The organism is Acinetobacter sp. WC-743 (assembly GCF_000335555.1).
Taxonomy (GTDB): domain Bacteria; phylum Pseudomonadota; class Gammaproteobacteria; order Pseudomonadales; family Moraxellaceae; genus Acinetobacter; species Acinetobacter bereziniae.
This window is the reverse complement of the sequence record NZ_AMFQ01000022.1, coordinates 101392-115495: the sequence shown is the minus strand read 5'-3', so window position 1 is coordinate 115495 and position 14104 is coordinate 101392. Positions and strand designations below refer to the sequence as shown.

The 14104-nt window shown below is 39.2% G+C and carries 12 protein-coding genes; 4 read left to right on the top strand and 8 right to left on the bottom strand.

Annotation, left to right across the window (positions count from 1 at the left end):
• Positions 1-44 precede the first annotated feature (44 nt).
• From ACINWC743_RS03770 to ispH, 8 genes are all read right to left on the bottom strand, one after another.
• A protein-coding gene (locus ACINWC743_RS03770; RefSeq protein WP_085947548.1) for an IS3-like element ISAba21 family transposase occupies positions 45-1210 on the bottom strand; the annotation gives its coding sequence in 2 pieces (ribosomal slippage) (positions 45-952 and positions 952-1210; 1167 coding nt in all).
• A gap of 63 nt (positions 1211-1273) precedes the next feature.
• Complete coding sequence (locus ACINWC743_RS24730; RefSeq protein WP_009584401.1) at positions 1274-1750, bottom strand: prepilin-type N-terminal cleavage/methylation domain-containing protein; 477 nt, start codon at positions 1748-1750, stop codon at positions 1274-1276.
• 8 nt (positions 1751-1758) lie between these two features.
• A complete protein-coding gene (locus ACINWC743_RS03755; RefSeq protein WP_009584390.1) occupies positions 1759-5421 on the bottom strand; it encodes a PilC/PilY family type IV pilus protein in 3663 nt (1220 codons plus the stop codon).
• Positions 5422-5577: 156 nt separating this feature from the next.
• Positions 5578-6285 (bottom strand): hypothetical protein, encoded by a 708-nt coding sequence (locus ACINWC743_RS03750; protein WP_035300205.1) that lies wholly within the window; start codon positions 6283-6285, stop codon positions 5578-5580.
• On the bottom strand, positions 6285-7262 hold the full coding sequence (locus tag ACINWC743_RS03745) for a PilW family protein (protein ID WP_009584422.1): 978 nt from the start codon (positions 7260-7262) through the stop codon (positions 6285-6287). Before ACINWC743_RS03745 ends, ACINWC743_RS03750 begins: the two co-directional genes overlap by 1 nt.
• Positions 7255-7740, bottom strand: coding sequence for a type IV pilus modification protein PilV (gene pilV / locus ACINWC743_RS03740; RefSeq protein ID WP_034708077.1), 486 nt, complete (start codon positions 7738-7740; stop codon positions 7255-7257). The genes ACINWC743_RS03745 and pilV overlap by 8 nt, the downstream gene beginning before the upstream one ends.
• Positions 7741-7753: 13 nt before the next feature.
• Positions 7754-8188 carry a pilus assembly FimT family protein gene (locus ACINWC743_RS03735; protein WP_009584409.1) on the bottom strand — a complete coding sequence of 145 codons (435 nt, stop codon included), beginning with the start codon at positions 8186-8188 and terminating at the stop codon, positions 7754-7756.
• A gap of 882 nt (positions 8189-9070) precedes the next feature.
• On the bottom strand, positions 9071-10021 hold the full coding sequence (gene ispH, locus ACINWC743_RS03730; RefSeq protein ID WP_005035414.1) for a 4-hydroxy-3-methylbut-2-enyl diphosphate reductase: 951 nt from the start codon (positions 10019-10021) through the stop codon (positions 9071-9073).
• 134 nt (positions 10022-10155) lie between these two features.
• Here ispH and gmk point away from each other — a divergent pair, with 134 nt between their 5' ends.
• The 4 genes from gmk to ACINWC743_RS03710 all read left to right on the top strand — a co-directional run bounded on the left by gmk (position 10156) and on the right by ACINWC743_RS03710 (position 13968).
• Positions 10156-10776, top strand: coding sequence for a guanylate kinase (gene gmk / locus ACINWC743_RS03725; protein ID WP_009584373.1), 621 nt, complete (start codon positions 10156-10158; stop codon positions 10774-10776).
• Between the two features lie 112 nt (positions 10777-10888).
• On the top strand, positions 10889-11170 hold the full coding sequence (gene rpoZ / locus ACINWC743_RS03720) for a DNA-directed RNA polymerase subunit omega (RefSeq protein ID WP_004718302.1): 282 nt from the start codon (positions 10889-10891) through the stop codon (positions 11168-11170).
• Positions 11171-11380: 210 nt separating this feature from the next.
• The gene (locus ACINWC743_RS03715) at positions 11381-13492 is read left to right on the top strand and encodes a RelA/SpoT family protein (RefSeq protein WP_004826400.1); all 2112 of its coding nucleotides are present in this window, start codon (positions 11381-11383) and stop codon (positions 13490-13492) included.
• A 92-nt stretch (positions 13493-13584) separates the two neighbouring features.
• A complete protein-coding gene (locus ACINWC743_RS03710) occupies positions 13585-13968 on the top strand; it encodes a RidA family protein (RefSeq protein ID WP_004826398.1) in 384 nt (127 codons plus the stop codon).
• Positions 13969-14104: the final 136 nt, after the last annotated feature.

The window sequence follows — 14104 nt, the reverse complement described above, 5'->3', positions numbered from 1 at the left end:
CTTGATATGTGCTGAATTAGCAGGAGACTTTCACTTGGGATATGCTAGGCAGCTAACCGATAAAAGTTCTCTGCTATTTGATTTGGCGTTTTAAAATCCAAACTCTTTTGAATTCTTCGCTGATTATAAAATAACACAATGTATTCTGTAATATCTGCTTTAGCTTCATCTCTGGTTTTATAGTTGCAATGATGCACTAATTCATTCTTGAGTATGCCCCAGAAACTTTCAATCGGTGCATTATCGTAACAGTCCCCACGTTTGCTCATTGAACCTTGAAAATCACATTTTTCCAGTATCTTTCGATATTCATGGCTGCAATATTGGCTGCCTCTGTCCGAATGAATAATTAAGCCTTTCGTTGGTTTTTGATTACGAATCGCCATAGTCAGTGCATTGCAAACAAGTTGTGCGGTCATACGCTCATTTAAGCTATAGCCAACCACTTGTTTCGTGTACAGGTCTTTTACTGCTGCCAAGTATAACCAACCTTCAGCAGTCCAAATGTATGTAATATCGCTTGACCATGCAAGATTGGGCTTAGTCATTGAAAACTGTTGCTCTAGTAAATTTGCGTAGATCGCTCGATTATGATCACTCTTCGTAGTTCTTTTGAAACGCTTATGACGCTTACAATACAGCTGGTTGAGCTTTTTTATTTGACGTACAGCATACGTACTGATTTTGATACCTTGCGCTTGTAAATGCTTAGTTAATCGAATATAGCCATAGCTTTGTTTAGTTTCCTCATGAGCTATTTTGACCAAAATTGTCTGTTGATTTCGCTGAACCAATCTTTTATTCATGCCTCGTTTTAGCCAATCATAAAATCGTGACACTGAAACGTGAAGTAATCTAGCCATAAAGCTAATCGGGAATAAATATCTTTGCTGTTTCATATAGGCGTACCTTACTGACTTTCTTTCGCAAAGTACGCTGCTGCCTTTTTTAGAAATTCACGTTCCATTTCAGCTGTTTTGAGCTGTTGTTTGAGCTTTTTATTTTCTTCGAGTAAGGCATTTAGATCAGGTGAATATTGTTTAGTGCCTGCTAAGGTGCCAGTCTTTGCTTTATTATTCCAATTTGAAAGAGTTTGCATTGAAATGCCAAGTTGTCTGGCTGTTTCCGATACATTGCCTTGATTGGCTTCAATCAATTTTATTGCTTCAACTTTAAATTCTGCGGTGTAAGTCTTCTGTTTCTTGCTCATGGTAAACTCCTGATGAGTGTCTATAGTTTACCAAGTTAAAACCTCCTGTTTTCTCAGCACACATCACGGTTCTCCACTGTTTCCTTTGACACGTTCAACGGCAATTGCCCAACTCAATCCTTTTACGCTTGTAGAGTCAGGAGTTTCAGTACCATTTGCACCTTTCTTAATTGTCAAAGGTTGATGTGTAGTGCCATCAACCAGAGTCAATTTATATTTAGCATTATTGGTATCAACACCTATTGGTAATAAAAGCTGCCCTGTTGAAGGATTATAATGACTACTTATGACTGAATTACCATGCGCATCGGTATCAGTAAAACGATAAAGATAACTTGCATCGAAGCCCTTATAGCTAAAATTTTTTGATTTAAAACGTTCTAATTCTGCTGCAACCTTTTGTGCCTCCTGTTTTGCAATAGCCTCATCCTTACGTTCTATAAATTGCGCATAATTCGGAATCGCAATTGCAGCGATAATCGCCACAACCACCACCACGATGACAAGTTCAATCAGTGTAAAACCATATCGATTCTTCATGATTTCACCTATCTCATTTCATACCAGCGCAATTGCTGGCTTTTTGGAACAACATTAAACTTCTGACATTCAGGGGCATTCGAGGTTGCTGCACAACCATGGGTAGGTGCTCGAGGAACAACCAAACCAATATTGGTTGCATTATTATCAAAAGCCTGCCCAATTCCACCGCCTAATATTCCGGCGCCAATTTTGATTCTATTTGGCGTATTCACATTTGTTGTAGGAAATGGACATTTTCCTGTAGGTAAACAGAATTGGTAGATATATGAATCACCTTTTACCCCCGCACCACATGAACCACCAATACCAGCACCATCACGGTGGAATACATTAACATAGAGCATATCGTCTATAGCATAGAGTTCGTTCATTCCCTTATAGGCGCCAGAAATATTAGAAAAGGTATATTTCCAGCCACTGTTATTCGCTATCGCAATACCTGTCGCCATATTGCCATTTAGACTTGCTAAGCCGACATGTTCTGTCGTTAATGAATAATTTGACTGATATAAGTTACTGTTGGTGACATCTTTATCATAAACCACATATATACCATCAAATATTGCTACCTTATTACCTGATAAAGGTGAACTACGATTTCCAGAACTAAAAGCCACAGCTCCAATCAGACGATTATTTCCATCATCATGCACTGAAAAACTTGGCATCTCATAGAAACGCGGTACTGGATTGACTAGGTCTGAATGATAAAACAAGCGGACAACACGGGTTACAAAATCAGCTTTGGTGGTTGCGAGATTATTGAGATCAACACGAAAGGTCTGCCCCCGTAAATCACCAAAATAAAGATGATCCACCAAACCATCGCTATCACGGTCAATCGCATTGATTTGGCTGACCACACTGTATTTCATATTGATCGAGTTGGTGCTGGTATTTGTATAAGCTTCAGCACCCCTTGCCTCAGTTGAATTGGCACTCGTCCACCACAGTAAATCCCCGGTATTGGCGTCAAACATATATACACCAGCACCACCACCTACAGTATTGTTTTGCACATAATTTTCACTTTCATAACCAGTATCGTAGCCACCTCCCACAAACATGACTAATTTTTTAACTCCACCAAAATTCACATAAGCCAGTGTTGGCTTAGACCAACTTTGCCCCATATAGCTTAATGCAGGAACACTGACTGGCGTGGAGGAACCAGATTTATAAATTTTTGCATTCTCTGGATCAATATGAAATTTAAGACTAGGCTGCTCTAAATCAGACAAATCTAAAGCATAATAGCTTTTACCGCCCATCCGTAGCCCGCCAAACACCCACTGCAAACCTTTAAGTGCAAGGTTTTGGTCAGAACTTCCATCACTGGTACGGTCCGATTTATTGACCGTTAATGTTCCATCAGCTTTAGCAACGTATTGAGTATGTGCTGTCCACGGTGCATCGACACCATAAAACAAATTATTTTTTCCACCCGTACTGCTTGTTTCAGATAAAAAAGCAGTCTTTTGATTTTGCATCATTTCATTCGGCGCGAAAGCAAATTTCTCGATCCCCGTTTGCGCATCCACAACATGTAACAACCCTTGTGAACTACCAAACAGTAGATAGTCATCACGATTTGATGTGTCGATACTGCCAGAAGTGTATGTCACTTTCCCTTTTTGGGTGAGTAAAACAGGTTTTGAATGCATTATCGCCCCCACTTGACGTAATTCAGGTTGGGTGGGCAGATTCGCTAAGGTAACACCTGTTGCAGATTCACTAATATTGTAGCCCAGCACATTCAACCAATAATTTTTGTCAGGATCATTGGCAAATAATCCTGTTGCACCTGTACCAAATAAGGTTTCCACATTCACTTTTTTTAAGGTATTAGAATCACTTGCAGTATAAGGCGCAGCAGTGCTAATTTTACGATTGGTAAAAATTGTACGATTCATAATGGGTTGATTCGTGGCTGAAGTGCCTAAACCTAATGGCAGTTGTCCTTTCATACCATTCGTCCATAGACCATCTGCATCTTTATTTAACGAACCATTCGCCAAAATTAACTTTTTGGTTTTATCAAAATTATATAACTCACCATTATAAATATGATATTTATTGATATTTCCCAACCACAATTGAGTGGATTCCTGTGGTTTGGGGATAAATGCAGCATAATAACCAAATGGTTGGATACGTAAAGGATTTAAAGCATCTTTTGGCAAAGATGGTGAACCTGTCGCAACTGGATCAAAATCGGGTTTTACTTCATCCAAAAACTTCATCACACTTTCGATGACATCTGCAGTCGATTGAGCAGAATAAAACCCACCTTCCCCATAACCACCAACACCAGGTAAATCAGGATGTGATTTTTCACCCCAATTACATGCATTACGCGCATCAACATTTTGAATTAAGGCACAATTGTAATAATCCCGTTGCTGATTGGTTCGCTCTCCCTTACTGTTAATATAATCTAGGGAGCGTATAATCCGCTGATTTTCTGGTTTTGCTGCATCCGCGGCTCGATTTACATCAAATACTGAACCAAATCCAACCACGGCGGTTTTAATTTCAAGCCCTAAAGGGTTACGATCTGGTGCACTTGGTGACGCTTTTTGATTACGTAAGGCTTTGGCAAACTCACCCACCGCAGGCATCGCATGACCTGCTTGAGTGCCGTCTGGTAAGGTTCCTGTTGCAGGAACACTAAAAGATGCGCCTGCTGAACCTAAAGCACGTTGCATCACTGATACAGGATCATACGAACTATTCGGTTCACCGTCGGTAAAAAAGTAAATTCCGCGACCATCGCATTGTGTATTGTTTGTTGACAAAGGGCTGATATACCTGCCACCACTTTTAGAGGATGTTACCGATTTATGAAATCCTCGATCCCCTTTCTCCGCCAGAAATAAGCGCCCACTATACCCAAATAAATTAACTGTAGCGCCAGGTGTATATCCATTTGGAACCCATCCTGGGCTGAAATACCATCCATACCAATTGGCGCAGTTGGTTCCCGTCCATGCCCCACATATTAAATACCGACCATCAGTACTATTTGCTATAAAATATCCTGGATAGTTTAGACTACCCGTTGCTGTAGTTTCTCCTAACATATACGCCGCCACTTCGGCATAGGCACTGGCGGTAGGTGTGCCATTCCAGCCTTGAAAATTTGCAACCGCCGTTTTAATCGCTAAACGTTGTGCAGGCGTTAATGGTGCTGCGGGAACTACAATTTTTCCACTGAAACCGTCAGCAGCGGTATAGACATTGTTACTCTCGCTTTGTGATGAGAACTGACCTATTCCGATCGCCACGTTGTTTGAGTCAATTTGGTTACTGTCCATCAAGGTAAATAGCGCATCTTTTAATCGTGTTAAACGATCATAATATCGTGCAGTCGGGTTCCCTTGGATCGTGCAGTATCTTCTTGGGTATGAAGGTGTTGTATTTGACATTTCACTGAACCAAGAATTATAAACGGCCCCATCTGGTAAATCACAAGCACTCTGCCTGACCTGTTCAACACTCATACTTCCTGAAGTATCCAACATCATGGTAATGGTGGTCTTACCCCCAGTAGCATTACTGTAAATATCAATATCACTGGCATTTACAGATACACTTTGACAAATCGTCCATGTCATCATCATGGACACCGTTGTTGAAAATAATTTTTTTCGGTCAAAATTTTTCATTTACTGCCTCCCCTTTTTTTGTAGGCATTAAAAAGCTCAAATATTGTTAAGTTTGAATTCATTGCTGTGCGTTTTATGTTTCCAAATTCTGCGTATCCAATAGAGAGGCACTATTGCAACGATATATCTCTGATTTACTTTTCTATTTATCCATTCTTAAGGCACTAATTTCGGTTGCCCGCCCACCACATAGTCTGCATGTTGCATGTTATAGGGCACATCTAAAGCTTCAAAACATTCGTGTACGGTAGTGCCTGTCGCAGGTTTAATCGATGGACGTTTAAAGCAACTTTCAATCGCTGAACTTGAAGCACCAGAAAAACTCGGTAAAACAGAGATCACTGTTGCTCCAATATTATTTGTAGTCATTGGAATATTGCTTTGTCCTAGACTGGTGCCTTTTGGTACAGAGCCAAAAGGTACCGACGGAACCTTACTCTTGGTTAAGTACACCTGTGACAGTACAGCGGAACGACCTGTTGCAAACTGATTTGCCTTACAAAAACCATCAACACCAATTTTGGTAGTTTTGGTACCACCATCCGTAATAGCACTGGCTTTAGGCAGTGCAAAAAAAACGTTTTCCGATGCACGATAGCAAAAGGTAAGTTCATCATCGGCATTTTCCACGGCATTGAAATACGCAAACATACCATCCAGTGCCAATTGCCTTGCAACGTCTTTTGGGTTTTCAATATTGAATAACGCTGCATCAGAGTTCTTAAGTAATAATGAATTTACTTGGCTATTGGTTGCAATTTTCAAACCTAAAATACCTGACTTTATGGCAATCGTTCCCAGTATCGTGATAATCACCAAAATAATTAAAACCGTAATCAGTGTCGCACCTCGTTGACTTTTCATCATGATGCTCCCAATGTATTGCGAATGGCGACGACCTGATTTACAGCCTGCCTTAAATATTTTTTATTTAATGTTGCATCTCCAGACAAAGTGACATCCGTACCTGCAAGTTTGAAGGTTGTTTGAGTATTTAGGCTCGCTTCAGCCCCAATACCCGTTGTTGAACGTGACAAGATTCCCACATCAATCGAAATGACTTGTAAATACATTTCGGAACAGCCGTTAGGTGCCGTACAAGCTGAACGAATAACATCCATTGCAGCAAGATATTCATTGATTGTCATATAACGAAATTTATAACGGAGTTTAGGATTAGAATTTGTTGGATCATCCAACTTTTTAACCCCTAGACGAACTTTAAAAGCATCTACCCGTTGCATGATCTGCTGTGCCTGAGTATTTAGACCTGTAACTACAGTTGCACCACTTTTTGGATACTCACCAGCATCGCAATAGAGTGAATATGCTATGGGTTCACCTGCAGTTTGTTGTGGACTTTGCGCTAAATAATATCGTTGTACAACCACCTTATCCGAGGCATTGGTCACTTCTGCGCCTTCACAATTGATAATACGGCTTTCTTCAGGGGTATACTGGATCGTTAAACGATCACTTTTGCCTGTGGTATTGTCATTATCCTTTGATTCCAATGTGACCAAATCTGTTTCTAGAGCACTGACTGATTGTGAAGATGCGGGTAGATTTTCTTTTTTAAAAATAATGCCAGAGCCTTTGACCAAATTATTCACTTTCTGCGAAGAATCTGTATTTAGATTGGTCTGCCGTAAATCATAGGTCACTAAAGACAGACCAAAATTAGCATTTTGCTGCAACTCCCCCATGCCAAATTGTAGACCCAATGAACGTTGACTGCTTAGAAATACAGCAAATCCAGCAGCAACAATAAGCAATCCCAAACTTAGAGCTATCATGAGTTCAAGGAGGGTAAAACCTGAGGTATAACGGCGATCAGCCATAGTTATATACCTCCATGATGATACATTTGGCATTGGGTATATAGGCTGTACCATTGGTGCAATCTGTTGGGTTTGTGCCATCAGTTGCAGTTGTACGTTCCCATGCAACGTAAATACATTTACGCACGAGTGTAGTACCTTGACAATCTAATACATTGATACTCATCCCCATGCTATTGGCACGAGCTTTTACCTGCGCATAATCATATTGTGCCATTGCATCCACACTACAAAACGTAGTTGCACATTGAGTTGGTGGAGAAGTAACATCTTTATATTCAGACAAACCTTCCCGATTCATACGCATTCGTTCTGCCAAATCATGTGCGATATTGGTTGCCTGAACATGATTAGAAGCCTCATTACTGGCTGCGACAGCTCTCACCTGTAATGCCACAAACCCCAAAACTGCAATACTCAATAGTATCAAAGCCACCACAACTTCAACGAGTCCAGCTCCTTTTTGAATTTTCATTATGCTTTCCTCCCTATTAAGAAGTTGGACAACTTGTTGCTGTTTTTTTATAAAATACAGCGCCAGCTCTTTCTACATATACGTAGGATTTTAGTGAGGTGTTATTTCTATGTTGAAAGATAAAACACTGACCGTTTGTTGTAATCGTCGATTGACCTAAACGATTAAAAGTAACACTAGAATCTCCACTAGACTTTTCAACATAGGTCGGTGACCATTTTTTATAAAAGACTGCGGCATTGGCATCTAATGTTAAGACCTTCTCCGCTTGTTTAAAGATGGCTTCCGATCTTGTTTCAGCCAATAAATCTATAAAATTACGGGTATCCTTGGTGAGCTGATTGCTTCGAATCATCTGCATAAAGGAAGGTGCAGTAATCGTCGCAATAATCGCTAAAACAGCAATCGTCACGATCAGCTCAATCAAGGTAAATCCCCTGTTCTTTCGCATTAGTTCACCAACATAAGCAAAACCTTACTTGATTAAAAATCATAGCCAAAACACTTACAAAACCAATACAAGTTGGATAAAAGGTATTAAAAACCAGATGATCGAATTAATATATCTATTTGAAAATTAACACTTATTTTTTATTTTTATTGAAAATTTTGGCATATTCTTAGGCATTTTGTGTGCATACAAACAGCAGTATTAAAAAGCTATAAAATTGTCAAAATATTTTTCAAACTCGCGACTATATAGACTTATTTTCCATTTTTTTGAATTTAAAAAGCTTGCTTGTTTAACTGATAATTAACCTGTAAAACTCAGTGGCCTAATGAAGTAGAAAATGCCCATCTAATGAACTGAATGCGTTTATACAAATTGATAGAAGATTTGCCGATTCATTTATTTTTACTTCTCACTCACAGATAGTCTTTGTATTATGGGGTGACATGGATATCATCATATTGAGCAAAAATATATCAGTAAAAACAAAGTATTGTGTTATTTTCAGCGCAAGAATAATGTTAAATAAAAAATGGATGAGCAAAGTGAGACATCGCCTATGCAAGTCTATTTAAACTTTAGATGTAAAGTGTGGCAATGAAAACTTTAGTTCATGCAACAATATATTCATCACATTGATTAATTTAAATTATATTTTCATGTATGCGTTTTTCAACAGATTGACTATATCTTTAAATGTTGGAGCAAATGAAATAGGCGAACTCATATTAAATATTACCAGACGCCTACAACATTTAGCCGATCGGTTATCAGCATATGATATGTTAAATTGAAAAGTATACTTTCAATTTAACTCCAATCTATAGAATGACTTAGAGTTCTATACCTTTAGCTGGACAGAATAACTCAAAGCGATAGCATTTACGCTTGAGTTACATGAATCCGTAGCTCTTTTGGTAAGCTAAATGTGATATTTTCCTCACGACCATTGAGTTCTTGTGGTGCTGTTGCACCCCAGTCCTGCAAACGTTGGATGACTTGCTTAATCAAAATCTCTGGTGCAGAAGCTCCAGCAGTCACCCCAATTTTATGCTCAGGGCTAAACCATGCTTGTTGCAACTCATCTGCATTATCCACCAAATAAGCATGTTTCCCCATTCGCTCCGCCAACTCACGTAAACGATTTGAATTGGAGGAGTTTGGAGAGCCTACCACCAACACTACATCACACTGGGTTGCTAAATCTCGTACAGCATCTTGACGGTTTTGAGTGGCATAACAAATATCATCTTTTCGAGGGCCTTGGATATGCGGAAATTTATGACGTAAGGCATCAATGACTTTGGCTGTATCATCAATAGATAACGTAGTTTGAGTAACAAATGCGACTTTTTCAGGATGTTTAACGCTTAATGATGCAACGTCTTCTTCATCTTCAACCAGATAAATTTCACCACCATTTTTTTTATCATACTGTCCCATCGTCCCTTCAACTTCAGGGTGACCTTCATGACCAATGAGAATTGCTTCTGTGCCCTCACGAGCATATTTGGTGACTTCGATATGGACTTTAGTGACCAACGGGCAAGTTGCATCAAAAACTTTTAATCCACGACGTTCAGCTTCTTGTTGTACGGCTTTGGATACACCATGTGCACTAAAAATAACAATATTATCATCTGGAACTTCATCCAACTCATCAACAAAAATTGCACCACGTTGACGAAGATCATCCACCACAAATTTGTTATGTACCACTTCATGACGAACATAGATTGGTGGGTTAAAACATTCAAGTGCACGATTGACAATGGCAATTGCACGATCTACACCTGCACAAAATCCACGTGGATTAGCCAATACAATTTCCATAAAATCCTCGTTGCTCACTTCAATGGTTGGATATATTTTAGCGATTAAACACAAACAATGTGTAAAAACTATTTTGTTTGTCTGCGCTCTACTCTAAAATAGAGAAGATATTTTATCATATCAGGAAAAATATCATGTCGGGTCTATTGTTTGTCGTTTCTGCGGCTTCAGGAACAGGCAAAACATCTCTCGTGAAGGCGCTACTTGAACGTGTAAGCAATTTACATGTTTCTGTTTCTCATACGACTCGTGGTCAACGACCTGGCGAACTCGACGGTGTTCATTATCATTTCACATCTAAAGAAAGCTTTCTTGAACAAGTCAATCAAGGTGGTTTTATCGAATATGCAGAAGTATTTGGCAATTACTATGGTACTGCACAGGCAACAGTAAAAGAACAATTGGCTAAAGGTCATGATGTGCTTTTAGAGATTGACTGGCAAGGTGCTGAACAAGTTCGTAAACTTTTTCCTGAATCTAAACAAATCTTTATCCTCCCACCAACTCAGTTTGATTTACGTCAACGTCTTTCAAATCGAGGAACTGACTCTGTAGAAGTAATTGAGCACCGTCTCAGCTGTGCTGTTGAAGACATGCAACAATATGTTAATTTTGAATACATTATTATCAATGATGATTTCAATAAAGCTTTGCATGACTTAGAGTCTGTGATCAACGCCAATCGCTTAAAAATAGAGCAGCAAGCGAACCGCCATCAAGCTTTGATTACAAAGCTCATTACCCCACAAAGTTAATTTTTTGAGTTGAAGTTTATTCAATAAGCTTCGATTAAAACTTGAGTATGTGATGAAAGCATTTTATACTGCGTAGTCTATTTAAAAATTTTGTATCCAAACGAGAATTCCTATGGCACGCGTAACCGTTGAAGATTGTTTAGACCATGTAGACAACCGCTTTGAGCTTGTACTAGTGGCAAGCAAACGCGCGCGTCAATTGGCACGTCAAGGTATTGAGCCTACTGTTGAGTGGGACAATGACAAGCCGACTGTTGTTGCATTACGTGAGATTGCGATTGGTCATGTGACTAAAGATATTTTGAAACAACGTGATCAAGATTATCAAACATCAAGTCTTGACCTTGCTTTATCTGCAAACAATCTTAATCTTGAAGGCTTTTCTTTCCAATAAGATCAGCTTTTTCTAAAAGCCTAGTTTTTCAACTAGGCTTTTTTATTGCAGTCGCTTCTCAACAAAAATCGCCTATTGATCGACAAATTTCAAAATATTTGTTAAAAAAATAAATATTTTTTCGATCTAGAAATTGACAAGTCGCTCAATATGCTTTTCATTAAGCATTAGGAAAAGATTTCAAATTTGTAATTTAGGATAGGTGTTTTTATGCCAGGCCAAGAGGTCAGCCAAGCCAAGCAACAGCTTAACGTAATTATCGACGCTTACTTAAAACCAAGCGATGTCGAGCGGGTTCTTACGGCTTGTGATTATGCTGATATTGCGCATGATGGTATTACACGTAAAAGTGGTGAACCCTATATCCTACATCCGATTGCTGTGAGCTGTATTTTGGCGCATATGCGTATGGATGCTGAAACATTAATGGCAGCTTTGCTGCATGATGTCATTGAAGATACTGATTTTACCAAAGAAGACATTACCGAAAAATTTGGCAAGACTGTTGCAGAATTGGTTGATGGTGTCACCAAACTCAGCCATTCCAGTGACAAAGAATATAATAAAGCCGCATCTTTCCGTAAAATTCTCCAAGCCACCTTGCAAGACCCTCGTGTAATTATCATCAAGCTTGCAGATCGCTATCACAACATGACCACGCTCGGCGCTTTACGCCCAGATAAACGTGCACGCATTGCTCAAGAAACCTTTGATATTTTTGTACCTATGGCACGTCTTGTGGGTATGAATGAAATGGCAGATAACTTAGAGCATCTGTGCTATCAAAATCTTGATCTTGATATGTACAATGACGTCCAAGAGAATCTACTCAAAACCAAACCAGAACGATGTAAATATCAATCTGTTTGGGAACAAAATTTAGCTGAATTGCTGAATAATTATAATATTCAAGGGCGTATTAAAAAGAAGAATAACAATATCGAATTATTGCGCCATTTTGTTAAAAATGAAATTGATTTGCAAGAACTCACCCATAGCCATGCTTTTGAAATTATTTTACAAAGCATTGCCGACTGTGACCGTCTGGTCGATGCATTACGGGAAAACTTCCAAGTTTTAGACTATGAAGATCATATTCGTCGCCCACTCCCCGGTGGTAATCAATCGTTAATGATCAAGCTCAAAGGTGAACGCACTACACTGTCACTGACCATTCAAACTGAATTGATGCGTAAAGCAGCACGATTTGGTGTGGTCCTAGGAGAAAATGCACCGCAAGCTTGCCGTTCAGCAATTCAAGCATCCATGAAGAATCTAGATCTCTTGGTGGGTAATGAATGTGCTAAAACTACATTTAGCGACTTATTGGATTATTTACATCAAGAAAAAATTTGGGTTTATACCCCACATGGTCAATTGCACGAATTACCGCAAGGCGCGACTGCTGTTGATTTTGCCTATTCAGCAAGTTTGTTTTTAGGTAACCATGCTGTGGGTGCCAAAATCAATGGGGAAATTAAGCCACTTTCAACACCACTGGTCAGTGGTCAAGTGATTGAAATCATCACAGATGTATTGGCAACGCCAAACCCAGATTGGTTAAGCTTTATTAATACCCAAAAAGCACGACGTGCGATCCAAAATATTTTGCGAGATCAAGATCCTGATGAACAACGATTGGTAGGACAACAAGCATTAAACCGTGCTTTAAAATTGTTCAATCGTTCAATCAAAGATTTATCAGAAGCAGATTGGGCTGATCTGTTGGAATGGCGCCATATTCAAGATAAAGACACCTTATTTGAACAAATTGCTGTAGGTGATTTGCTTCCTCAATTGGTTGCCAATCATTTATATGCTCAATCGCAAAATACCGAAGAACATGCTTCAAATCGCTTAATCCAAGGGACAGATGGCGTAGATGTTAAATATGCACATTGTTGCAACCCTGTATTAGGCGATCCAATTCAAGGGCATTTATCACGTCGTGGTTTAATTGTTCATCGTGAGCGCTGTCATAACCTGTTGCATGAACAACATTTACATCCTGAAAATATCATGTTGCTCCATTGGACTTCTGAACAAGAAGACGATGTAAACTTCAATGCTTACTTAAGTATTGACTTGGTGCTCACTGATGAGCAAATTTCGGAATTAATTTATCTCTGCCGTAAAGCAAAAACGGGCGTCGAATCAGTGCGTACACACGAAGATAAAACTTATGTGAATATCGTGGTGAATAATCGCAAACAAATTGCACAAATCATTCGTGAGCTCCGTATGCAGTTTGGCTTCCCTCGTATCAGTCGATTGGCAATGCCCATTGCAATGAATGAAACACTGAAAGCAAAAGCATGCTAAATTAAGCTGTATGTTATTTATCGTCATTCATCGATGAATGGTGTCTCGTTTATGTGTCATGATGAAATGATTTAAAAATCAAGGAGAAATCAATGTCCCGCCAAGTGATTCATACTGAAAATGCCCCTGCTGCGATTGGAACTTACTCACAAGCGATCCTCGTAGACAATACTTTGTATCTTTCAGGGCAAATTGGCTTAGATCCATACAGCATGGAATTGGTTGATGGCATTGAAGCCCAAATTCGACGTGTTTTTGACAATTTAAAAGCGGTTTGCGAAGCGGCAGGTGGCTCCTTGGCTGATATCGCAAAACTCAATATTTTCCTGACAGATTTATCAAATTTCCAGTTGGTCAACCAAATCATGGGAGAGTATTTTGCTCAACCTTATCCAGCACGCGCTGCGCTAGGTGTTGCTGCATTGCCGAAAGGTGCATTGGTTGAAATGGATGGTGTGGTGATTATCCCGCAATAATTGCGAAAAAAGCGTTTTTAGCTAAGCAATTGATTTAAAATGTATTAAAAATATACAAAAAATACTACCGATCAGGTGGTATTTTTTTATTCAAAAAGCCAATCATGATCAGTCGTATTTTAAATAAACACTATTG